Source organism: Prosthecobacter sp. SYSU 5D2 (assembly GCF_039655865.1).
Classification (GTDB): domain Bacteria; phylum Verrucomicrobiota; class Verrucomicrobiia; order Verrucomicrobiales; family Verrucomicrobiaceae; genus Prosthecobacter.
On the sequence record NZ_JBBYXL010000014.1, the window covers coordinates 148251 to 172535 of the forward strand.

General features: G+C 59.1%; 19 protein-coding genes. 8 read left to right on the forward strand and 11 right to left on the reverse strand.

Features of this window, described 5'->3' with window-relative positions:
* Positions 1 to 4 precede the first annotated feature (4 nt).
* Positions 5 to 826 carry a protein phosphatase 2C domain-containing protein gene (locus WJU23_RS21580; RefSeq protein WP_346334703.1) on the reverse strand — a complete coding sequence of 274 codons (822 nt, stop codon included), beginning with the start codon at positions 824 to 826 and terminating at the stop codon, positions 5 to 7.
* Positions 827 to 901: 75 nt separating this feature from the next.
* Positions 902 to 1339 carry a serine/threonine protein phosphatase gene (locus tag WJU23_RS21585; protein ID WP_346334704.1) on the reverse strand — a complete coding sequence of 146 codons (438 nt, stop codon included), beginning with the start codon at positions 1337 to 1339 and terminating at the stop codon, positions 902 to 904.
* Between the two features lie 195 nt (positions 1340 to 1534).
* On the opposite strand from WJU23_RS21585, the gene WJU23_RS21590 reads away from it, so the two are divergent.
* The 3 genes from WJU23_RS21590 to WJU23_RS21600 all read left to right on the forward strand — a co-directional run bounded on the left by WJU23_RS21590 (position 1535) and on the right by WJU23_RS21600 (position 4217).
* Entirely contained in the window at positions 1535 to 2554 is a 1020-nt protein-coding gene (locus WJU23_RS21590; RefSeq protein WP_346334705.1) for a glutamine synthetase beta-grasp domain-containing protein, read from the forward strand.
* 156 nt (positions 2555 to 2710) lie between these two features.
* Positions 2711 to 3568, forward strand: coding sequence for an MBL fold metallo-hydrolase (locus WJU23_RS21595; RefSeq protein ID WP_346334706.1), 858 nt, complete (start codon positions 2711 to 2713; stop codon positions 3566 to 3568).
* 13 nt (positions 3569 to 3581) lie between these two features.
* Complete coding sequence (locus WJU23_RS21600) at positions 3582 to 4217, forward strand: ABC transporter ATP-binding protein (protein ID WP_346334707.1); 636 nt, start codon at positions 3582 to 3584, stop codon at positions 4215 to 4217.
* Positions 4218 to 4237: 20 nt separating this feature from the next.
* On the opposite strand, the gene WJU23_RS21605 is transcribed toward WJU23_RS21600, so the two are convergent.
* The 9 genes from WJU23_RS21605 to WJU23_RS21645 form a co-directional block, all read right to left on the reverse strand.
* Entirely contained in the window at positions 4238 to 6286 is a 2049-nt protein-coding gene (locus tag WJU23_RS21605) for an FAD-dependent oxidoreductase (RefSeq protein WP_346334708.1), read from the reverse strand.
* Between the two features lie 107 nt (positions 6287 to 6393).
* On the reverse strand, positions 6394 to 6666 hold the full coding sequence (locus tag WJU23_RS21610) for an HPr family phosphocarrier protein (RefSeq protein ID WP_346334709.1): 273 nt from the start codon (positions 6664 to 6666) through the stop codon (positions 6394 to 6396).
* Between the two features lie 23 nt (positions 6667 to 6689).
* A complete protein-coding gene (hprK, locus tag WJU23_RS21615) occupies positions 6690 to 7646 on the reverse strand; it encodes an HPr(Ser) kinase/phosphatase (RefSeq protein ID WP_346334710.1) in 957 nt (318 codons plus the stop codon).
* Positions 7647 to 7809: 163 nt separating this feature from the next.
* Positions 7810 to 9351, reverse strand: a complete 1542-nt coding sequence (locus WJU23_RS21620) for a sulfatase (protein WP_346334711.1) — start codon at positions 9349 to 9351, stop codon at positions 7810 to 7812.
* Between the two features lie 30 nt (positions 9352 to 9381).
* Entirely contained in the window at positions 9382 to 10755 is a 1374-nt protein-coding gene (locus WJU23_RS21625) for a sulfatase (RefSeq protein WP_346334712.1), read from the reverse strand.
* Positions 10756 to 10777: 22 nt separating this feature from the next.
* Positions 10778 to 12727: a sulfatase gene (locus WJU23_RS21630; protein WP_346334713.1), complete on the reverse strand. Its 1950-nt coding sequence runs from the start codon at positions 12725 to 12727 to the stop codon at positions 10778 to 10780.
* A 7-nt stretch (positions 12728 to 12734) separates the two neighbouring features.
* The gene (locus WJU23_RS21635; protein ID WP_346334724.1) at positions 12735 to 14183 is read right to left on the reverse strand and encodes a DUF1501 domain-containing protein; all 1449 of its coding nucleotides are present in this window, start codon (positions 14181 to 14183) and stop codon (positions 12735 to 12737) included.
* 19 nt (positions 14184 to 14202) lie between these two features.
* Entirely contained in the window at positions 14203 to 16620 is a 2418-nt protein-coding gene (locus WJU23_RS21640; RefSeq protein WP_346334714.1) for a DUF1549 domain-containing protein, read from the reverse strand.
* Positions 16621 to 16743: 123 nt separating this feature from the next.
* A complete protein-coding gene (locus tag WJU23_RS21645; protein WP_346334715.1) occupies positions 16744 to 17097 on the reverse strand; it encodes a DUF3817 domain-containing protein in 354 nt (117 codons plus the stop codon).
* A gap of 219 nt (positions 17098 to 17316) precedes the next feature.
* Here WJU23_RS21645 and WJU23_RS21650 point away from each other — a divergent pair, with 219 nt between their 5' ends.
* The 5 genes from WJU23_RS21650 to WJU23_RS21670 form a co-directional block, all read left to right on the forward strand.
* Positions 17317 to 17730: a ketosteroid isomerase-related protein gene (locus tag WJU23_RS21650; RefSeq protein ID WP_346334716.1), complete on the forward strand. Its 414-nt coding sequence runs from the start codon at positions 17317 to 17319 to the stop codon at positions 17728 to 17730.
* Between the two features lie 57 nt (positions 17731 to 17787).
* Positions 17788 to 19068 (forward strand): MFS transporter, encoded by a 1281-nt coding sequence (locus tag WJU23_RS21655; protein WP_346334717.1) that lies wholly within the window; start codon positions 17788 to 17790, stop codon positions 19066 to 19068.
* 31 nt (positions 19069 to 19099) lie between these two features.
* On the forward strand, positions 19100 to 19765 hold the full coding sequence (locus WJU23_RS21660; RefSeq protein ID WP_346334718.1) for a TetR/AcrR family transcriptional regulator: 666 nt from the start codon (positions 19100 to 19102) through the stop codon (positions 19763 to 19765).
* 55 nt (positions 19766 to 19820) lie between these two features.
* Complete coding sequence (locus WJU23_RS21665) at positions 19821 to 20972, forward strand: efflux RND transporter periplasmic adaptor subunit (protein ID WP_346334719.1); 1152 nt, start codon at positions 19821 to 19823, stop codon at positions 20970 to 20972.
* Positions 20973 to 21119: 147 nt separating this feature from the next.
* Positions 21120 to 24285: efflux RND transporter permease subunit (locus tag WJU23_RS21670; protein WP_346334720.1), on the forward strand; the 3166-nt coding region annotated here is incomplete at its 3' end.

A 24285-nucleotide genomic window follows, 5' to 3' on the forward strand; every position in this document is an offset into this window, starting at 1 on the left:
CTGTTCAGGACGCAAACTCCACCACCACGGCGGTGCAGTTGTCCTTGCCTGATTCAGCCACCGCACGTTCCACGATTTTAAATGCCTTGGGCTGATCCCCCGGTGTCGAAAGATATTCGGCGATGCGGTTGTCCCAAAGTCCGTCCATAACACCGTCACTGCACAGCAAAAACTTATCACCCGGATGACAGCTCACCGCACCAAAGTGCGGGTTGAGTATCTGGTGGCCGGCCCCAAGCGCCTGGTTCAGCACATTTCGTCCCGGATGGTTGCGCGCCTCCCGCTCATTCAGCTTACCCTGGCGGCGAAGCCAGCCCACATAGCTGTGATCCTGCGTGACCTGCATCATCCCGCCTTCTTTGGGCAGATAATAAATCCGGCTGTCGCCGATGTGGCCAAAGTGCATCCAGCCAGGTGAAAAGCAGGCCATGCTCAGCGTCGCGCCCATGCCGGAGCATTCTGCATAGGACCTGCCCATCCGGTTCAGCTCCTCATGCACGTGGCTGAAAATTTCTTCCAGCGCATCATTCACGCCACCTGCCAGCCTTTGCGCCGCCAACCGGTAAACTTTTGGCATCAATCGCGTAATGCGTGCCACCGCCGTGCGGCTGGCAAATTCCCCCGCATTCGCCCCGCCCATGCCATCGCTGACGGCAAAGACAAAGTCGCTGTGATCCAGTGTGGATTCCCCCACTTTGCCCAGATAGCGTACCTCCTGGGCATCATACGCCAGGGCCAGAAAGGCATCTTCGTTGTTTTTGCGCACACGGCCGACATGGGTCATGCCGGACCAGGAAAGGGAGGTAGGGTGGCCGTCGGGAGTCACAGGGTTGGGAAGGCAGAGTCTGCTACGGAATATGCAGATTGGCAATGCTTTGCAATGGGGGCAGAAAGCGGCTCCTCACCACCCGCGCGGCCCCTGCTCATCCGGGTCTGGCTCCGGCGGCGGCGGCCCCAGGTCCGGCTGGTCCAGGATGGTAGCAAACTCAAAATCAATCAGGCAAAACCGTCCCAGCTGCGGGCTGTAGGTGACATTCCGTGTGTAGGGGTCCTCATGCCGTACGCCGTACTGCTCCAGTTCAGCATAGAGCTGACGCAAGCGGTCCTCCGTCAGGTGGTCCACGCGGCTGCCGCAGTTGGAGGTTACCAGATGCAGTTTTTCAGGGTCCGTTTCCAGCACCTTCGGCACAAATTTGCAGCCCTGCTTCTCCAGATAATTCAAGACTCGCACCTCATGTTCAAAGCGCTCCTTGGCCATGTGCCCCCGGAAAGTTTTGTGCACACGCCCGTCGTATCCCAGGCGGACCAGTGCCCGTGCGGTATTTTTTGCTTCCACCATGGGGCAATTAAACCCGGCCTGGCAGTAGTCGCAACAGGCGCTGGTCTTCATTTTCAGGGTGAGTTTTTTGCATTTGGGCTAAAAAATGATTTCTGTTCTGGCATATTCCATGCTTCATCCACTCGCGCGGCTCGAAGCGAAGATTCTCCCTTTCTTTCCCTCGGCCCCAACACATACAAGTCGAACACCACAACCATGGCCAAATACAAACTCGAATACATCTGGCTCGACGGCTATACGCCCGTGCCAAATCTGCGCAGCAAGACCCAGATCAAAGAATACGCCAGCTTCCCCGCCTTGGAAGAACTCCCTCTTTGGGGCTTTGACGGCAGCTCCACCCAGCAGGCCGAAGGCCGCAGCTCTGACTGCGTGCTGAAGCCCGTCGCGGTGTTCCCGGATACGACCCGCAAAAACGGTGTTCTGGTCATGTGCGAAGTCATGATGCCTGATGGCGTGACTCCCCATCCTTCCAACTCCCGCGCCACCATCCTGGACGATCCGGGCGCCTGGTTTGGTTTTGAGCAGGAATACTTCCTCTACCAGGACGGCCGCCCCCTTGGCTTTCCCGAAAACGGCTACCCGGCTCCCCAGGGCCCTTACTACACCGGCGTCGGCTACAAAAACGTCGGCGATGTCGCCCGCCAGATCGTCGAAGAACACCTCGACCTCTGCCTGGACGCCGGCATCAACCACGAAGGCATCAATGCCGAAGTGGCCAAAGGCCAGTGGGAATTCCAGATCTTCGGCAAAGGCTCCAAGAAGTGCGCCGATCAGATGTGGGTGGCGCGTTATATCCTCATCCGCCTGTGCGAGAAATACGGCATTGACGTCGAATTCCACTGCAAGCCCCTCGGCAACACCGACTGGAATGGCTCCGGCATGCACGCCAACTTCTCCACGGACTATCTCCGTGACGTCGGCGGCAAGGAATACTTCGAAGCCCTCATGGCCGCTTTCGCCAAGAACCTCAACGAGCACATCGCCGTTTATGGTCCGGACAACCACATGCGCCTCACCGGTCTGCATGAGACCCAGTCCATCGACAAGTTCACCTACGGCATCGCTGACCGCGGTTCATCCGTCCGTGTGCCCCATAGCTTCATCAAAAATGACTACAAGGGCTACCTGGAAGACCGCCGTCCGAACTCCCAGGGCGATCCCTACGCCATCGCTTCCCGCATTCTGGCCACCATCGCCGAAGTGCCGAAGCCTTAATTGAGTTTCGACAACGATCACACTCTCTCACCCGGAGCGCCGCCTGGAAACAGGCGGCGCTTTTTTGTAAAAACACCGGCGCTGGCCCCCACTTTTTCGCCCCAAAAGGGCCATTGCGCCTTGCCACTCGCGGCCTGTCGGTTAAAAACAACAGACATGGTTCGACTCACAGTTCTCGGCAGCGGCAGCTCAGGCAATTGCGCCTTGGTTTCCACCGGGCGCACGACGTTGCTCATTGATGCAGGGCTGAGCGCCAAACAGATCTGCCTGCGGCTCGCAGCCGCCGGTTATACGCTGGACCAGATTGACGGCATCCTGCTCACCCATGAGCATCAGGATCACACCAACGGCCTGGAGGTGCTCAGCAGCAAACGTCCCCTGCCCCTCTATGCTACCGCCCTCACCCGGGAAATCCTTCAGGGCAGCCTCAAGTTCCGCAGCGCACCGTCCTGGCGCATGATGACCACCGGCAGCGCCTTCGATTTCCAGGACTTGCGCATCGAATGTTTCCCCGTCCCGCATGATGCCGTGGACCCCGTCGGGTTTGTCATCGCCGATGAAGAATCCCGCCTCGGCGTGCTCAGCGACGTCGGTTTTGTCACCAACCTCATCAAGGACCGCCTCAAAGCCGCCGACAGCCTGTTTGTCGAAGCCAATTACGACACCCAGCTCCTCGAAGCAGACACCAAGCGTCCCTGGGCCACCAAGCAGCGCATAAGCTCCCGCCATGGCCATCTCTCCAATGACCAAGCGGCGGAACTTATTGAAAGCGTGGCTCATAGCGGTCTGCATCATGTGGTGCTTGGTCACCTCAGTGATGATTGCAACGATCCCGACCGCGCCTCCAAACGCATCCAGGAGTCCCTGCAACGCGTCGGTGTCCATGAAACGCGCGTGGTCTGCGCCAGCCGCCGCTGCCTGACGCCCACCATCGAGGTCGCCCGCCGCCGTGTGGTCATCAGCCTCAGCGTCTCCGTGCAAGTGCAGCCCATGCAGCAAATGGCTCTGTTCTGAGTTTACTCATCCCATGATCCAGCTCGACAACATCGCCTGGCAGGCTCCGGGGGGCTTCTTTCTCAAGGACATCCATGTCGAGATTCCCACAGGCGTGTATGCCGTGCTCATGGGCTCCACCGGCTGTGGAAAGACCTCCCTGCTGGAGATCCTCTGCGGCCTGCGCATCCCCTCCCACGGACGGGTGCTGCTCAATGACCGGGATGTGACCCGGCTGGAGCCACGGCAGCGCCAGATTGGATATCTGCCCCAGGATCTGGCCCTTTTTCCAAGGCGCTCCGTCCGCGACCAGATCGGCTTCGCCCCATCCCTTCAAGGCTCTCCGGATACAGAAGCCACCGTCACGGAACTCGCCGCCGAACTGGGCATCGCCCACCTGCTGGACCGCCAGCCAGACCACCTCTCCGGTGGTGAAAAACAGCGCGTCGCCCTGGCCCGCGCCCTCGCCGCCAGACCCCGCGTCCTGCTGCTGGACGAGCCTCTCTCTGCCTTGGACGAGGCCACGCACGCGGAGGCCGTCCAGCTCCTCCGTCATCTGCACATCAAGCACGCCCTGACCGTCCTCCACGTCACCCACTCCAGCCGCGAGGCCGACGCTATGGCGCAATTAAAACTGCGCATGGCCGACGGCAAAATCGTCCGCGAGTGAGTGAGCGGCGCAAGGCCAGGTCAGTCCCCGGTCTTCACCAGTTGTAGCGCATCCAGGATCACAAATCCGTCCGTGTCCTCGTTTCTCACCGTCAATATGCACTCGCCTTCCGCGCTCAGCATCACACTCCCTACGGTGCGAAAGGACTCCCCCTCCGCCATGGACAACGTCTGATCCACCAGGATCCGGGCGGAATGGCTGCCGCTCTGGATCGCCACCGGCACCCGCGTGGCACGAGTTGAATGCGCCGAGTAGGCCATCCGCAGATCATACTTGCCTGCCGCTGGTGCTTTAAACTTAAAGGTCGCCACTGATTTCCCGTCAGCGCGGCGGTCATCATGCACATAGCCATTCCCCACGTGCGGCTTGAAGCCGGATGAGTGTTTCCAGGTGCCGGACAGCTCCGCCTGTGCATCATCCAGAACAATGCCAGGCAGCTTTGCCGGATCAATGCTCATCGCCTTCACGGCCTCTGGTGGCAGCTCCTCCAGCACCGGCAGATCCAGCACCTGTTTCTGCGCCAGCAGCCGCTCTTTCAGGTCTGCGTATGGCAGCTTTTGCACCGCCAGGTCCTGCTTGGCAGCCAGCGCTGCCGCGATCCCCGCGCTCTGGCCCAGGATCATCCAGGTAGGCTCCACCCGGATGGAGGAGATGGCCACATGCGTGCAGGAAAGCGCCACCGGTACCAGCAGGTTGTCGCATTCCTGCGCCAGCGGAAGCAGGCTGCGATAAGGAATGTGATACGCATAGCCATGCCTGCGCCCTGGAATGCGCACCGGGAAGATCGTCCCTTCATTGATCACCCCGCCATCCTTCAGCGCCACCCGCTGGCAGTCATGGGAATCAATCGGGAAGGATGACACGGCAATGGCATCCTCCTTCTCCGGTTGATCCAAGATGTCCTTTTGGGAAACCACATACATGCCCTTCATGCGGCGGCCTTCGCGCACATAAAGCTGCGGGGACCAGTGGCCGTATTCTGGAAATTCATCTTTGCACAGCCCCAGCTCACCAAGCTCCGCACGCAGATGCTCCGGCACAGCCGCATCCGTCGTCAGGAAATGATACAGCTCCAGCGTGTATTGTTTGTGGGCATCCCAGATCTTTTTACGCCCGGCCGCATCCGCCTCGCTCCAGCCATTACAGGCACCTACCAGGCCCATGGAGAACTGTTTGCCGATGCCGTTGTTGGCATCAAACTTGTTGTTAGGCAGCGGATACAGGTCCCACAGAATGTGCGGCCTTTTTTCCTCGGCAAAGTAACGGCGCACCGCCTCAAAACGGGCCGGATCATAGTTCGCCGGCTTTGGAAATGGCACCCGGTTGGCCGCCTCTTTGGTCACGCACAGGCGGAAGCTGTACACCATGACATTCTTGTCCCCTTCCTCCTCCGGGCCTGCATCATCCGTGGTCAGCAGCGGCAGGATTTTCCCCTCGGCGTCAAAGCCGTTGATCGGCATCTTGGCCTTCGGATACTGCTTGCCCGCATAGGACTCACCAAACTCCTTTTTTCCCTCGCGCCCGATCGTCCAGCTCACGCCCGCCGCCGCCAGCAGGTCTCCCTCATACGTGGCATCCACAAAAGTCTTGGCCGTGAATTCCCCCTGGTCCGTCTTCACCCCGGTGATGTGGGGGCCCTCTTTGAGCGCCTTTTGCAGAATCTGCTTCGTCAGCACCTGTACCTTGGCTTCATCCAGCATTTGCCGGGTGATGCGCATGGCTACACTTGGCTCATAGGTCCACTTGCTCTGGTCTTTCACACTGACGTTGTAGGGCAGCTCGATTCCACGTTCCTCATAGTCCTTTTCGATGCGCGAATGCCATTCATCAAAAAGCCCCATCACCGTGCTGCGCACCGTCTGGTTGGAATCGCTGAAACTCAACCCGCCCGTGTTCACACCGCCCACATGGTCCGTTGGCTCCAGCAACACGACAGAAGCTCCCTCTCTGGCAGCCGCAATGGCCGCACAAAAGCCTCCGGGCGTCGCCCCATAGACAAGCACATCCGATTCCGTGGCCGCATGGGTCAGAGAGAGAAGACAGGGGAATAGCAGGAACAGTCGTTTCATGGTTGGTTAAAGCACCCTAAGGGCAGCAGCGTCCCTTTTTGGACAATCTTCTTCATCGGGGCCGCCAAAGGCTCCGCTATGCGGGCAAGCCACCAGATAGATGGCGCTTACTCCACGTCGCCAAAACCCGTCGTGATCAGCTCTTCCAGATCCGCCATGGCAGCCTCCGCATCTACCCCTTCCGTGGTCAGCTTGATCACTTCTCCACGACCTGCGGCCAGCATCATCAGGCCCATGATGCTTTTTCCATTAACAGGCTCATCATCCTTCTCCACCCAAATGTCGCATTTGTACTTGCTGGCACGTTTCACGAACTGCGCCGCCGGACGGGCGTGCATCCCCATCTTGTTTCGGATTGTAAGGTCTTTGCTGAGAGTCATGCGGTAATTTGGCTGGGCGCGGTTTAACCTATCTGGTCGTCTGCCATCTTTTTCAACAATCTTTGATCAAACTCAACGGCACTGTTATAGCCAAAGGTGCGCAGTTTATAATTCAGGGCCGCCAGCTCGATGAGGCCCGCCACGTCGCGGCCTGGGGCCACCGGTATGTCCACCTTGGCCACCGTCAGGCCCATGATGTCCGTCGTCTGGGCAGCCATGCCCACACGCTCCAGGTCATTGGATTCCGCCAGGTGCACCAGATTGACGGCCAGATCCAGCCGCTTGCTCATCCGCACGGAGCCCACGCCAAACAGCGCCGCCACGTTCAGAATGCCCAGGCCGCGGATTTCGATCATGTTGCGCGTCATCTCCGGGGCCGAGCCGATGATCTCCCTTTCCTCAATGAGCCGCAGCCGCACCGCATCATCCGCCACCAGGCTGGCCCCGCGCTGCAGCAGGCCGATCACGCTTTCGCTTTTCCCGCAGCCGCTCTTGCCCTGAACCAGCACGCCGATGCCCTGCACATCCACCAGGCAGCCGTGCACCAGCATCGTCGGCGCAAAAGCCCACTCCAGCTTGATCGTCGCCGCATTGATGAACTTCATCGTGATCATGCTCGTCTGGAAAACGGAAATCCCGGCCTCGTTGGCCACCGCCACCAGGTCCTCGCTCAGCCGCTGGCCGCGCGCCACAATCAGACAGGGGATCTCCCAGCTGCAAAGCTGGCTGAATCTGGCCGCACGCAGCTTCGGCTCCAGCCCCTCCAAAAAGGAATGTTCCGAGTTCCCGATGATCTGCACCCGCTTGTAGGCAAAATAGGTGAAAAAGCCCGAAAGAGCCAGACCTGGCCGGTTCACCGACGGCTCCGAAATCTTTCTCTTGAATCCTACATCGCTGCCCACCAGACGCAGTTTCAGCACCTTTTCATTGGTTTTAAAAAACTCCTCCACCGTGACGGCGGACGGACGTTTCATTTTCATGGAGGGACTCATATCGCAAATAGGGGCAGGACAGCCCTGAAATGTCACAATCCGGCACCCGAGGCAAGCCCTCTGTCACCTCCGGCCCCGCTCATGGTCTTTTTACACAAAAAAAGTCCCCACCACCGGCAGGCAGCGGGGACTCATGAAATGTTAGTCCACCTCACTCAATAATCGGATCCGTCCGCTTCACCGTCGTCCCTTCCCAGACGGCCTCATCCGTCGCCTTGTCGTAGGTCAGCACGCGGCTGGCACTGTTCGGGGCAGGCGGCACATCAATTTTAGGCAGCCATTTTTTGTGCTCGGCGATGACTTCCGCATACTCCGGTTTCCCGGCCAGATTGTCCCATTCCTCGGGATCTTTGACCATGTCGTAGAGTTCCTCGCTGCCATCGGCATAGTGGATGTAGCGCCATTTTTCACTTCGGATGCCATGGTTGCCCTGGTTATGGCTGGTGATGGCAGGACGCTCGCGCTTCGCTGCGGCATCCTTGAGCTGCGGCACCAAGCTCAGGCCTTCGATGTCATCACGTGCGGGGACCCCGGCCAGTTCAATCAGCGTCGGATACATGTCCAAAAGCTCGGCCGGCTGGGTGCTGCGGCCCCCTTTCGTCACGCCCGGTCCCGCGAAAATGAGCGGCACTTTCGTCCCCCGGTCCCACAGAGTGTTTTTTCCCGTGATAGCCTTTTCCCCCAAATGCCAGCCATGGTCACCCCATAGCACCACGATGGTATTGTCCGCCTGGCCACTTTCTTCCAGGGCGTCCATGAGTCTGCCCACCTGGGCATCCACAAAACTGGTGCAGGCCAGGTAGCTGCGCACCAGATTCCGCCACTGGTTGTTTTCCTTCACCCACTTCAGGCGCGGCTCCGGCAGATTCCAATGCATGTACCAGGAAAAACGCGGCGTGTCGTCGCGGTCGCCTTCCTTGATTTTAGGCAGCACGCTGTCGTCATCTGGATACAGGTCGAACCACTTCTGGGTCGCGTAGCACGGCACATGAGGCAGGAAAAATCCGGCCGCCAGAAAGAACGGCTGGTCCTTCGGCGCGTTTTTGATCTGCTCCACCGTCCATGAGGCCACCTGATAGTCTCCTTTGCCAGTGTCATCATTGTCCAGCGGCCAGACGCCCCAGTCCATCAGCGGATGATCCCCCATGGGCGTGGGCGGGATGAGCTTCTTCGGCGGCTTGGTGCCAACGCCGCCATAAGGGGCAGTGACATGGAACTCAGGCACGGTTTTCCCAGCGCCTTCCGCCTGGGCTTTGGCCTTTGCCTTCGGCCCCTTCCCTCCCTTGCCGACATTGCCCGTCCCACCATGGTAAATTTTGCCAGTCGCCCCGGTGCGGTAGCCATGATTGGCAAAGTGTTGCGGCAGCGCCACACGATCCTTCCACTCCGGCAAGGTGCGAAACCAAGGTGCGAGACCATAGACCCCGGTCGTGGTGGGGCGCAGGCCTAACATCAAGCTCGTTCTGGACGGATTGCACAGGGGGGCATTGCAATGGGCATTCAGGAAAACCGTGCCTTTTGCGGCCAACCGGTCGATGTTCGGTGTCTTGGCCATGGGGTGGCCGCCTAGAGTGCCGATCCAGTCGTTCTGGTCATCAATGGCGATGAACAGGATGTTCGGTTTTTTAGCCTCGGCAGAAAAGCCCGCTGAGGCCAGGGCCACACCGGCAATGAAAATAGAAAATAGCTTCATGATTCTGTTCTTTAAATCGGTCGTTTCACTTCACTTCCACTCGTTCACCTCACTCCATTCGGTGATGACCTTGCGTTCCTTCACCGGCCACCAGCTGGCAATCTTCCCAGCCAGGTGCTTCACCACTTCCGGATTATCCTTGGCTAGGTTGTTATTCTCATCGGGGTCGGCCATCAGGTCATAGAGCTGCGGGCGTTTTTCTGTCCTTGGATGCGTGCTGGCATAACGTCCCAGCTTCCCGTCATAGGTCAGCAGCAGCTTCCATTTGTCCTCGATCACCCAGCGGAAAATCAGACTGGCTTCGGGCTTGTCCACATCCGCCACATCGTGGGCAAAGGTCTCGCCAAAGAGCGTATTCCGCTCCAGCTTCTTGCCATCACGGATCATCGGCATCAGGTCCATGCCTGGCAGTTTTTCAGGGATGCGTGCTCCGGCTGCGCTGAGCACGGTGGGCACCAGGTCAATGCTGCTCACCAGTTCGTCCCGTTTGCCCGGCTTGATCACGCCCGGCCAGCTCAGCATGATCGGCTGACGGGTGCCGCCTTCATTTGGCGACTGCTTGGAGCGCGGGGCATAGCCTTTGCCATCCGGCTGCTGGATCCAGCCATTGTCACAGATGTAATACACCAGGGTGTTTTCCGTCAGGCCCTTCTTGTCCAGGTAGTCCAGCAGTTCCCCGCAGGTTTCGTCGAACCACTCGCACATGGCATAATACTTCGCCACGTTCAGGGAGTCCACCTTGTCCCGATACTTGGCCAGCAGGCGCTCCGGCGGTGTATGCGGCGTATGCGGCATAAACGGAGAATACCAAAGATAAAATGGCTTTTTTTCCGCCTGGGCATGGTCCACAAAATCCAGAACCGGTTGCAAGCCTTCGCGGCCAATCTTCAGGCCATCATCACCATGGCGGCCACCCTTGTTGGGAAAACCCCGCGTCATGCCATGGGTGAAGCCGCCACGCTGATACGGTCCCTCCCACCATTTGCCGGACTGATGACTCAAATAACCTTTTTCACCCAGTAGTTTCGGCAACGTTGGCTGCGCGTCCATGTGGCTGATCAGGCGCTCACGCAGGGCATCATACGCGGGTGTATCCGGTTTGGCCAGATCATGAGACGGATCATTTCCTGTGATCTTATGCTGATGAGTATAAAGTCCCGTAGCCAGGGTGGCCAGTGATGGCCTGCATAGAGCCGTGGGCACATAACCGCGAGTGAAGACCGCGCTCCGCGCCGCCAGCTTGTCCAGGTTCGGCGTCTTGATCACCTCATGCCCCATGAAGCTGTAATCCTTATAGGACTGGTCATCGGAGAGAATGAAAACTATGTTAGGCGGCGCATCGGCGGCTTTGGCAAACCCGGCCATCATGGCCAGTGCGGTGATGTAAGTGAGGAGGTGCTTCATGGTTGGAAAAAGGTAAAACGGTTCAGGGCTGGCTTGCAAAGGTCCAGACTTTGACGGGCTTCCCGTCATTCTTGGTGATCACACTCAGCGACTCGATCTCCAAAGGAACCTTGGCCGCCGGCAAAAAGAGGCGGAAGCCAGCCAGTGAAGTCTTGATGGGCAGCTCAAGCGTGATGTCCTGCCATTCGCCGCCGCCCGTCATGGCATACTCGAGGATGTTGACGTCATTCACGAATGTCTCCTGGTCCCCAGTGCGCCAGTGGATACTCCCAGCGCCACCCTTAGCACTGCGTGCCCGCATCTTGAGCGTGACCGCTCCATTTGCCTTCACGGATGCATTGCCCAGAAACGGCCGGGGCACTTCGGCGTCAATGCGCAGCGCCCCTTTCACCAGCGTGGCCTTGCATCCTTTCGGCACCAGGCCTCGCATCGGGTCCACCCCGGCTTTCGTCACATTCGCCGGAGCTTTGTAAGCCGGGTTTGGCTTCGGCACCAACGCGCCTGTGTCTTTGAGGAACCCGTCAATTAGCACATCCAGCTCCTTCACCTTGTCAGGCATTTGTTCAGCCAGGTTGTTCTGCTCACCGATGTCATCTTTTAAATTATACAGCTCACGTGGCACCCCTTCGTCAAACCAGCGGATGAGTTTGAAGTCACCTTCGCAGACAGTCGCCCCGCCTTCAAAAGGCCGGTAAGGGAAGAAGTTAAAAAAGGCGGTCCGTTCAAGCCCTTCCTTCCCCATCAGCACAGGTACCAGGCTCACCCCGTCGATTACCTGCTTCTCTGGTTTGGCCACTCCCGTCAGTTCCAGCACCGTCGGATAAAGATCAATGTGCCCCACGATGCTTTCCTCGTTCACACTGCCAGGCTTGATGCGGTCTCCCCACGACCAGATCATCGGCACACGCGTCCCGCCTTCATACAGTTTAGACTTTCCTTCTCGCAGCGGCGTGTTGTCGGTCGGGGCCCGGTCCCCGGCCCATTTGCGCCAGTCAGTCAGAGCCTCGTTTTTAAACTTCTCCGCTTGTGCAGTCTTCGCCGTATTGGGGATGTTGCTGTGGACATTGCCCCCATTGTCCGAGTAAAAGATAATGATCGTATTTTCAGTTAGGCCACGCTTGTCCAGCTCGTCCAAAATCGTACCGAAGCACTCATCCACACTGCGTAGCATGGAGGCCATGATCGGATTTCCCTGAACGCCGCGCGGATCTTTCTTCTTCGCAAATTCCGCCGTATATTCCGGCTTGTGTCCCCAGGGACCATGCACCCCATAGCACCACAGGTTCAGAAAAAATGGCTTCCCCTCGCTCCCGGCGATGAACTTCACCGCCTCCTGCGCCTGCCTGTCCACGATGTATTCACCCTCCGGTCCGTCCGTAATGGTGCCCACTTTGTTCTTGTTGTTCGGTATCCCTTCCTTCGTCACCCCATACGGTGAAAAATAATTTCCTGGCGGCCCAGGATCAGGCGCGCAATGAAAGGCCACATCGAAGCCCTGTTTTTCAGGCCTGTGCATCTCCGTCAGGCCCAGGTGCCATTTGCCAATGTGAGCCGTGCGATAGCCTGCTTCCTTCAAAGCCTCCGCCAGGGTAATCTCCGAAAGGTCCAGGTAGTTCTTGCTCTCCGGGCTGATCATCGGCCGGTTTGGTGGTGCGCTCTCCGGCATAAAGTTATGCCCTTCTGGCTGCGGCGGCAGGTGTCCGCTGGCCGTTAAGACACCGTGCCGGGTCGGGTGTTTGCCGCTCAAAATACTCGCCCGTGAGGGAGAGCATAGCGGGTTGGCATAGGCCCGCGTGAACCTCATCCCTCGTTTGGCAAAACGGTCTATGTTAGGCGTCTCATAATATTGCGAGCCATAGACTCCGCTGTCCATCCAGCCCATGTCATCCACCAGAAAGAGGACCACGTTCGGTTTTTCAGCGGCTGTAACCAGCCCTGTCAAAAGAAAGATACCCAGTAGTATTTGTTTCATAAAAATATCACGCAAAAATGTCCGTCACAGCCTTGCCCTTGCCGTCTTCAGTGACGTAAAAGGGCCGGCCTTCAATGAGATACTCTGTCTTCGGACTGATGCCCATGGCCGTCATGATCGTGGCATGCAGGTCCATCACGCTCACCGGGTTCTTCGTCGCCACCAGCGGACGTTCATCCGCCGTTTCACCATAGACCGTTCCTTTCTTCACCCCGCCGCCAAACATCATCACACTGGTTCCTGCCGTGAAGTGGCGGTGCAGCCCGTAGTGCTTCATCTCCTCCAGTTTCTCCACTTTAAACGTGGCCTGGTCATTCGCATTCGAGCCCGGTTTGCCCTCCATGATCGCATCCCGGCTAAACTCGCTGGCGATGATGATCAGCGTCCGGTCCAGCAACCCGCGCTCCTCCAGATCCTTCACCAGGGTGGCGATGGGCAGGTCCATTTCCTTGTGCAGCCCGTCCACTGTCGTATGCCCGTCCTTGTGCGTATCCCATTGGAAAAACGGCACGTATTCCGTGGTCACTTCCACAAAACGCACCCCCGCCTCCACCAGCCTCCGTGCCAGCAGGCAGCCCCGGCCAAACCGGCCCGTGTCATACTTTGCATAGCTCTCCTTCGGCTCCAACGTGATGTCGAACGCCTCACGCTCCTTGGAGCTAAGCAGACGGTACGCATTGTCCATGCTGCGGATCAGCGACTGCTGCTGATGATCGCTCATGTAATCACGCTGCGGGCTTTGATCCACCAGCTTGCGGAACAGCTTGTCCCGGCTCGCAAAACGGTTCGCATCCATTCCCTTTGGCGGCCTCACCGATGTCGCCGCTTCCTCAGGATACGGCAAGTTCATCGGCCCATACTCACTGCCAAAAAAGCCTGCTGTAGTAAAAGCCTTCAGCTCCTCGCTTTCGCCCACCCCTTCCAGCCTCTGGCCAATGTTCACAAACGCCGGCATCACCGCATTGCGCGGCCCCAGCACCTTTGCCATCCAGGACCCAATGTGCGGACAGGCCACCGTCTGCGGCGGTACATACCCCGTATGCCAGTGATATTGATGCCGGCTGTGCAGGATGCTTCCCAGATCCGGCTGGATCGCACTGCGAATCAGCGTCCCCCGGTCCATCACCTGGGCGATGTTTTCCAGCCCCTCGCAGATTTTCACACCATCCACCGCCGTATCAATGGCCGGGAACGTGCTCAGCATTTTGGATACCTCCAGCCCCTTTTCAAACGGCACATACCGCTTCGGATCAAACGTCTCCGGTGCCGCCATCCCGCCCGCCATCCACAGCAGGATGCAGGCATCCGCCTTCGCCTCAGGATGCTGCAAAGCCGCCCCCCGGACCAGTCGCGGCTGTCCCGTCATCCACGCCGCCGTGCCTGCCGCTGCCAGCTGGCGGATGAAGTCGCGCCTAACAATATGTTTAGGAGCTTGCGGATCGAATTCGGTATTCATCATCTGAATCGGTTAAAAGTTATCTCACAAACATAAACTCCGGCTGCATCACCACCGCCCACAGCAGATCCTGGATGGACGCTTCATCCGCTTTAGCGCCCACCACCTCCAGCGCCGCTTCCAGTTCTGCCGCCGCCGGGTCCCGTGCCAGCGCCTGCTGATAAACCCATTTCACCAGCTCCGCCGGAGACTTCCATTCACGCTCCGCAAGATTCCCCGCCCCCTTGGCCAGCGCATTCGTCAGCGCCTCCCCATTGGAAAGATCCAGCGCCTCCAGCGTCGAAATCTCATTCGGTCTCATCGAGACAATCTGGTCCCGGTTAGGCCGCCCCAGTGAGCGCATTAAAAAGTCGCTCTTCAGCAGGCTCGCGCGCACCACCAGATGCCCGCTCTTCCCGCCCTGCGCCAGCAAGCCCGGCCCCTGCGCATTCAGCGCCTGCCGCCAGGATCCGTTCGCTTTCACCACCGTCGCCGGCTTCCAGCCCTTGGCTGCCACCGCCCCCAGCCGCCCTTCCCTGCCCTCCGGCACCTTCGGATTCCATTGCCAGGTGTCATCCGTCGTCACCGTCATCTCGCTCCCGTCCGCCAGCTTCAGGCGTGCCTCAAAATACAGTCCGGCCATATTCGGCTTGGCTCCCGCATTGCTGGCCAACACCACGATGTTGTTCTGCCCAACCACAAGTTTGTCATGAACGGGCACCGCCACGATCTGCTCCCAGTTCTCGCTGCCCGTCACTTTGCGCCCATTGAGATACAACGTAAAACCATTGTCACAGGTCATGATCGCAGATCCCTCCGCCACCGCCTGATCCAGTTTCAGCACCTTTCGCAGAAGGATCTTTTCTCCCGCTGGCGGCACACTCCCTGGCAGGGCAGAGTCCCCCCAGATCCACTTGCCTTTAAGCTGGATCTTCTTCGCCAGCTCCGGATCCGGCTTCCCGCGAAAAACCGACGCATCCATCTTGTCCGGCGCCGCCCCCGTCAGCCGCCACACCCCGTCCATGAACTGCTCCGCCGTCAGCCTTTTGGCCCGCACACCTTTAAAGACAAAGCCCCCGTCATCCTCTCCCGTCACCACTTCACCGTGCGACTGATAGAGTTGTGACGTCGCGATCAGTTCCAGCGTCTTCTTCAAATCATACCCGTTCTCCTGCAAATGCATGGCCAGGTAATCCAGCAGATCCGCATTCCACGGAGCCGTGTCCATCGCATCTAGCGGATGCACGAGCCCGTGGCCCATGAGCCGGTGCCACAGCCGGTTCACGATCGTCCGCGTGAAGCGTCCGTTCTCCGGATGCGTCATCAAATCGGCGAGTTGTTTCAGCCTCTCCTCACGCGGTGCTGCTGCATCCACCTGGCCGATCTCCGGGAAAAGCCAGCCCGCCTTCGCCTGCCGCCCGACCGGCTTGTCGCAGCGATGAATGTCCAGCGGCTTCTCCGCATAGATCGCCGCCAGCCCATAGGCCTCATCCAGTTTCCACCGGTCCACAAAACTGTCATGGCAGGACGCGCACTTCAAATTGATGCCCAAAAATGACTGCCCCACACTCTGCGCAAACTGGATCTCCACCGTCTGCCCCGCGCTCACCTCGCCCCGCCACTTGATGCCGTCAATAAACCCCCGGCTCTCCTGGGTCGGCGGGGCGATCAGCTCACGGGTAAACTGGTCAAACTTCTTGTTATTCACCAGCGCCTCATACAGCCACTTGCTCACCTGCTTGCGTCCTCCCGTAATGAACCCCGTCCCGCCATAGTCATTGCGCAGCAGGTCATTCCAAAAGGTCAGCCAGTGCTCCGCATAGTCCACATCGCGGTTCAGCAGCGACTGGATCAACCGCGCCCGTTTGTCCGCGCCAGTGTCCGCCTTAAAATCCGCCAGTTCCTCCGGTGTCGGAAGCAGCCCGATCAGATCCAGAAAAGCCCGCCTCATAAACGCTCCATCCTCCAGCGTTTCAGGCCGCGTCAGTTTCTTCTCCGCCAGATAGGCGTCCATCAGCCGGTCCACCGCATTTTCCCGTCCGTCCGCCACCGGCGGCAGCGTCACTTCACGGGGCTTCAGCGGCGGTTCATAGGCCGGTTTCTTGAAGGCAAATCCCGGCTCCCAGGGCAGCCCCTCCGCCACCCACTGCTTCAGCACCGCCACCTCCGCCTCCGTCAGGCCATCCCCTTTTGGCGGCATCCGCAGGTCCTCATCCTCCGTGCTCACCACCTCCAGCAGCAGGCTCGTGTGCGGCTTGTCCACATCCACCACCAGCCCGTTTTCCCCGCCCGTCATCAGCGAGGCCCGGTCATTCATCGAGAAGCCGCCCTTCTTCTTGTCCCCCATGTGGCACTCCGCACAGTGCTTTCTCAACACAGGCACCACCTGATGGGCAAAATCCACCCCTGCCATGGCAGGCACAGCACTCAGGAGCAGGAGGAAAAAAGTCGGTTTCATACAGCAGGTCGGACCCAGCTTACTCCAGTCTCTGGTTGGGAGACAAGCCTGTCACACCTGCGAAACGAAGCCCTGCCCGTCAAAACATCAGCAAACTTTGTGTCGGATCCCGCAAACCCGCCTTCAACCCCCCGCATCCTTCTTCGCCTCGCTCCCCCATTCCCGCATCCTCCGGTCCAGTAAAAAGGGGCCGAACGGCAGCAGCGACGCCACAAAAACCACCGCGCATCGAGCCAGCGACCACTGCGTCTTCAGCATCACCTGCAGCAGCGCATAGAGAAACACCACAAACAGCACCCCATGAGCCCATCCCACGACCTTCACCGCCATCGGCATGTCCGCCAGGTACTTCAACGGCATCGCCACTCCCAGCAGCAGCAAAAACGAACCTCCTTCTAAAAGGGCAATTTGACGGAGAAACTGGATCGACTTTAAAGACGTCATTTTCGAAGGGTGGAGGGAAGCCTGTTCATCCATCCTGCCCCGCTCTCTGTCAAAGGCTGATGGCATCTTGTTCCGATTTCTGCAATCCAGCCTGAGATGTCCGCAAAAAACTTCTCCCTTCATACCACTGCAGCCTTTGCCTCTCTGCGGTAGAGCCGGGCGTCCAATCGGTCACGAACATCTTAGCATTCCGGCCCGTTCCTCCCTCCCCCTCTTGACCCCTGCCCTCCCCGCATTCAATTTCTCCTCATCATGCCCTCCGCCTCCGATGCCACCCGCCTCATTGAATCTTACTACGCAACCTTTAATGCTGGCGACCGGGATGCCATGCTCGCCCTCCTGACGGATGACGTCATCCACGACATCAACCAGGGCGCATCTGAAAGCGGCAGAGACATCTTCCGCGCCTTCCTCCAGCGCATGGACCGCAGTTACCGCGAGGAGGTGACCGAACTTGCCATCATGCCCCATGAATCCGGCACCCGAGCTGCGGCTGAGTTTTACATCCTCGGCACCTACCTGAATACCGACGAGGGCTTGCCTCCCGCCACAGGCCAGACCTACCGCCTGCGGGTGGGAGCTTTTTTTGACATCCGTGAAGGGAAAATTGCGCGGGTCACCAATTACTACAATTTGGAAGATTGGCTGCGACAAGTTGGAGCGTAATCCCCATTCAAACCGCTTTATTCCGAGTGGAATAGCGGCATCCTTCGTCTCCAGCACATGTCTGCCACCGTCCCCCAGCAACCTCATTCACATGCGGTGCGGCGGAATTTCATCTGCCACTGTCTGGAAGGCGGCCTTTACATGGGCGGCACCGCTTTCCTGGCCCCGGAAAGCGTCCTGCCCAAGATGGTTGAGACCCTTGGCGGACGCGCCTGGATCATCGCCATGATGCCCATCCTGCTGCCGGCGGCTTTTGCCAGTGTGGGCATCTTCATCGCCCCCGTCGTGGAGCGCCTTCCACGTTTCAAGCCCTGGGTCCTCACCTTCGGTTTTCTGCAAAGGCTGCCCTACCTCATCACCGGCCTCATCCTCCTCTATTCAGACCGGATTGAAGGCATCCTCCTGCCCATCGTCGTACTCACCCCCGTCATCTCCGGCCTCATCGGCGGCATGACCGTCGTCGCCTGGATGGAGATGGTCACCCGTATGGTGCCAGAAAGGGCGCGCGCCGCCGGCTGGGCCGTGCGCTACATTATTCAGGCCGTGATAGGCGTGCTGGCAGGCGCTGTCATTCATTTTGTCCTCACCCATTATCCCAAGCACGAAGCCTATGGCTGGCTACATCTGGCCGTTTTTGCCCTGCTCCTTGTTTCCTGGGTCTCCCAGCTCTTCATGCATGAGGATGAGCACCACCGGCAGCGTCTCCCGGCCCAGCCTTACGGCCCCTATCTGGACTACCTCCGCAGCCTCCCCGGACTCCTCCGTTCTCAGCCTTATCTGGTAAAACTCGTCTTCGCCCGTTTCACCGGCATGGGTTACCTGATGGTCGTCTCCTTCCTCACCATTCACGCACTCAACGTCACCGGCAGGCCGGAGGCGGATGAGGGCCGCTTCGTGACCTGCCAGGCCATTGGTGTGGTGCTTGGCAGCCTCCTGGCCGGCTGGGTCGGCTATAAATGCGGGGGTAAAATCCTCCTCCAGGCCTCCCGCATCGTCTGCCTGGGCCTCTGTCTTTGGGTGGCTCTCACCGGCTCGTTCACCGGTTTCATGCTCTCTTACTTTGTCCTCGGTTTCGGTCTCTTTCTTGACCGCGTGGGCGACCTCACCCTTGCTGCCGAGCTCTGCCCGGCTGAGCGCCGCTCCACCCTCCAGGCACTCCTCGGTTTTTGCAATGTCTTCGCCTTCCTCCTGTCCACCTTCATCAGCGGGCAGATCTATGCCTGGACCCATTCCTTCCAGGCAGTGACCGCCGTCGCCGCTCTATTTGCCATCATCTCCATGCTCATCCTGCGTGGCATTCCAGAACCCCGTTTGGCACCCATACAAAAAAATAGTTGACTGTTCGTCTAGTATCGCCAGTGTCCAGCGCATGGGACGCACAAGTGACGCCAAAATCCGCCTGATCGAAGCCGTGATCGAACTGATCTGGACCGGCAGCTATGGCAGCACTTCCGTGGACCAGATCTGCGAGCGCGCCGGCGTCAAGAAAGGCAGCTTCTACCATTTCTTCGAGTCCAAGACCGACCTCGCCCTCACCGGCATTGACCATAGCTGGCTTGAGCACCGCCGCGAGCTTGACCAGACTTTCTCCCCCGTCGTCCCGCCCCTGGACCGCATCGTCAACTGCTTCCGCAACTTCCGCAAGGAGCAGGAGGAACTCCTCGTCAAACATGGGCGCGTCCTGGGCTGCCCCATTCATTCCCTCGGGGCCGAAATCAGCACCGTGGATGACCGCCTGCGCAACAAGCTCCAGGAAATCCTCAGCCAGTTCATCCTCTATTATGAGTGCGCCGTCCGAGATGCCGATGCCCAGGGCATCATCAATGCGGAAGATCCCAACGCCCTTGCCCGCATCGTTTTTGCTTATAGCGAAGGCCTGCTCCTTCACGCCCGCATGTGGAATGACCTCAGCTACCTGGATGAATTCGAAAACGGTGCCATGATCATTCTCGGCGTCAACAAAAGCCCTCCGAAAAAAGCAGTCAAGAACGCAACAAAATCTCCCAAGAAACAACTTTCTGCGCTCTCGAATTAACCAACTGGTCAACTTTTTCCGCTTCTCCCCCGGAACCCTCCCCCCCCGAAACCGCATGAAACCCCAAACCCTCCTCCCATTCGTCCTGCTCCTCGCCTCCTGTGGAAAGCCTCCGCAGGAAAGCGCCGGTGGTCAGATGCCACCCGCTCCGGTGACGCTCGCGCCCGTTGAGCAGACAGCACTGGTCGAGTGGGAGGAGTTCACGGGGCGTGTGGAACCTGTTGAAACCGTCGAACTGCGCCCCCGCGTCTCCGGTTACATCACTGAGGTTCATTTCCAGTCCGGAGCCCTCGTTAAAGAAGGAGACATCCTCTTCACCATTGATCAGCGCCCTTTCATCACCAAGCTGCGCGTCGCCACTGCTGAAGTCCAGCGTGCCGAAGCCAGCGCCCTCGCCGCGAAGCGCGAATACGACCGTGTCTCCAGCCTCCTTGCCGCCAAGGCCATCGCCCCGGAGCAGGCTGAAATGCGCGAATCCATGTTCCGCCAAGGCGAAGCTGCCCTCGAATCCGCCAAGGCCACCCAGCATAGCGCCGAGATCGAGATGGAGCACACCGAGGTCAAAGCCCCCATCTCCGGCCGCATCAGCCGCGCCATCACCACCCAGGGCAACTACGTGACCGCAGGCACCACCTTGCTGACGACCATCGTCACCGTGGACCCCGTCTATGTTTATACCGACATTGACGAAAACAGCCTCCTCCGCCTCCAGGCCCTGCAGCGGGATAAAAAGCTCTACACCAATGGCAAAGGCCGCGTCCCGGTTGAGCTTCAGCTCTCTAATGAGACGGAGTTCAAGCATAAAGGCCATATCGAGTCCTTTGATAACCGCCTCGATTCCAGCACCGGCAGCATGATCCTCCGGGCCGAGTTTTCCAACACCGACGGTTCTCTCACCCCCGGCCTCTTTGCCCGTGTCCGTCTCCCCATGACAGCTGAATACCCGGCCCTGCTCATTGATGAAAAATCCATCCTGACTGACCAGGCCAACAAGTTTGTCCTGGGCGTGGATGAAAACAACATCAGCGTCTATAAGCCTGTCGTCATCGGCCCCAGCATCAATGGCAAGCGCATCATCCGCAGCGGACTGAGCGCAGGGGACAAGATCATCATCAACGGCCAGGCGCGCCTGCCACAGCCCGGCATGCCCGTGACCCCCATTGAGGCCCCCACCGCCCCTCCGGCCAAAGCCACCGCATCCAATTAATGCAACGCATCACTCTCTGAGTGACGCCTGGCCGCCTCGCCTCTCACGGCATCGCACATAGCCTTCCCCTCTCCCCCGCATCCTCCCGTCATTTCACGGCCGGAAACAGTGAACCTGTATTCCCGACACGCCTCCCGCTCTTCTGTTATGAACATCTCCCGGTTCTTCATCACCCGCCCCATTTTCGCGGGTGTGCTCTCCCTGCTCATCTTTCTCCTGGGCGGCATCTCGCTCTTCCAGCTTCCCATTTCCGAGTATCCGGAAGTCGCCCCGCCCACGGTCATCGTCACCGCCACCTATCCAGGGGCCAACCCCAAGACCATTGCCGAAACCGTCGCCTCCCCGCTGGAGCAGACCATCAACGGCATCGAGCACATGCTCTTCATGTCCTCGCAGAGTACCGCCAATGGCGTGATGACTCTCACCATCACCTTCAAGCTGGGCACCGATGTGGACCAGGCCCAGGTGCAGGTGCAAAACCGCGTCGCCCAAGTGCTGCCCAAGCTGCCGGAGGAAGTCCGCCGCTTCGGCGTCACCACCGTCAAGTCCTCACCCGACCTCACCATGGTCGTTCACATCCTGTCGCCTAACGACAGGTATGACGAGCTCTACCTCCGCAACTACGCCACCCTCAATGTCAAAGACGAGCTCGCCCGCCTTCCTGGCGTCGGCCAGGTCCAGCTCTTCGGGGGTGGCGAATACGCCATGCGCGTCTGGATTGATCCTGACAAGGCAGCCGCCCGTGGCCTCACCTCCTCCGATGTCGTCAATGCCATCCGTGAGCAGAACGTCCAGGTCGCCGCCGGCGTCATCGGCCAGCAGCCCGTGGGTAAATCGGTTCCCTTCGAGCTGACCATCAACACCAAAGGCCGCCTCGTCAGCGAAGAGGAGTTCGGCAACATCATTGTTAAGGTCGGCCAATACGGCGAAAAGCTGCGCCTCAAGGACGTCGCCCGCCTCGAAATGGGCTCCAGCGAATACGCCCTCCGCAGCCTTCTCAATAACAAACGCGCCGTCGGCGTCCCCATCTTTCAGCTCCCCGGTGCCAATGCCCTCTCCCTTTCCCAGGCCGTCCGCGACAAGATGGAGGAGCTCAAGAAAAAGTTCCCCGAAGGCCTGGATTACGCCATCGCCTATGACCCCACCGTCTTCGTGGACAAATCCATTGATGCCGTCATTCACACCCTCATCGAGGCCATCCTCCTGGTGGTCCTGGTTGTCGTCGTTTTCCTGCAAACCTGGCGCGCCTCCATCATTCCCCTCGCCGCCGTTCCCGTCTCCCTCGTCGGCACCTTTGCCGTGATGTACGCCCTCGGCTTCTCCATCAACAACCTCTCCCTCTTCGGCCTCGTTCTGGCTATCGGCATCGTCGTGGATGATGCCATTGTGGTGGTGGAAAACGTCGAGCGTAACATCCGCAACGGCCTCAATCCCGTGGATGCCACCAAGCAGGCCATGACGGAGGTCACCGGCCCCATCATCGCCACCGCCCTCGTGCTCTGTGCCGTCTTTATTCCCACGGCCTACATCAGCGGCCTCAGCGGCCAGTTTTATAAACAGTTCGCTGTCACCATCGCCATCTCCACGGTCATCTCGGCCATCAATTCCCTCACTCTCAGCCCCGCGCTCTCCGCGCTGTTGCTCCAGAGCCATGATGCCAAAAAGGACATCCTTTCCCGCCTCATTGACGCCCTCTTTGGCTGGTTCTTCCGCCCCTTCAACCGCTTCTTCGAGTGGTCTTCCAACACCTACGTCAGCATTGTGAAACGGCTCATCCGTTTCAGCATCATCGCTCTCATTTTCTACGGCGGTTTCGTCTGGCTCACTGTGCGTGTCTTTGACCAGGTGCCCACCGGTTTCGTCCCTGCCCAGGACAAACAGTACCTCGTCGGCTTCGCCCAGCTTCCCGACGGGTCCTCCCTGGACCGCACCGAAGCCGTCATGCGCCGCATGTCCGAGATCGTGCTGGACCATCCCGGTGTTAAAGACGCCATCGCTTTCCCCGGCCTTTCCATCCATGGCTTCAGTATCAGCCCCAACAGTGGCATCGTCTTCGTCGGTCTGGATGACTTCGAAGACCGCACCACCCCTGAACTCACCGGCGATGCCATCGCACAGGCCCTCAATGGTAAGTTCATGGAGATTCAGGATGCCATGGTCCTCGTTCTCTCCCCCCCTCCCGTCAACGGCATCGGCACCACAGGCGGCTTCAAGCTCATGGTTCAAGACCGCAGCGACCAAGGCTATGACGCTCTTTATAAAACCACCCAGAATCTCGTTGGCGCCGCCTATGGTACCGGCGGCAAACTCCAGCAGGTCTATTCCGGTTACACCGTCAACGTGCCCCAGCTTGAAGCCGAAGTGGACCGCGAAAAAGCCAAGGTCCAGGGCGTCCCCCTCGCCAATCTTTTCGAAACCCTCCAGATCAATCTCGGCAGCCTATACGTCAATGACTTCAACCGCTTTGGCCGCACCTATCAAGTCGTCGCCCAGGCCGAGCCTCAATTCCGCGATGACGTCGGCGACATCACCCGCCTCAAAACCCGCAACGCCGCTGGCGAAATGGTGCCCATCGGCTCCCTCGTCAAGGTCAAGGAAACCAACGGTCCCGACCGCGTCACCCACTACAATGGTTACCTCGCTGCCGATATCAACGGTGCCGCAGGCGTCGGTCTCAGTTCCGGCGAAGGTGAAGCGGTCATGACCGAGCTTGCCAAATCGCTCCCCCCCGGCTTCGAATACCAGTGGACCGACCTCGTGTATCAAAAGATCATCGCGGGCAATACCGCCGTCTATATCTACCCGCTTTGCATCCTCCTCGTTTTCATGGTGCTCGCCGCCCAGTATGAAAGCCTGCGCCTCCCGCTCGCCATCATTCTCATCGTCCCGGTGTGCCTTCTTTTTGCCCTGGCTGGCGTGATGTATGTGGGCGGGGATAACAACATCTTCACTCAAATTGGCTTCATCGTCCTCATCGGCCTCGCCTGTAAGAATGCCATCCTCATCGTCGAGTTCGCCAAGGAGAAATTTGACCATGGTCTCAGCCCCCTGGAAGCCGCACTCGAAGCCTGCCGCCTCCGCCTTCGCCCCATCCTCATGACCTCCATTGCCTTCATCGCCGGCGTGTTTCCCCTGGTCATCTCCACCGGTGCCGGTTCCGAAATGCGCCGCGCCATGGGCACCGCCGTATTCTCCGGCATGATCGGCGTGACCTTCCTCGGCCTCTTCCTCACCCCCGTCTTCTATGTCCTCGTCATGAAGTTAGGCCGCAAAAATGCCCCGGCCCCCACCACCCCTCCCCTCCCCTCCCCCC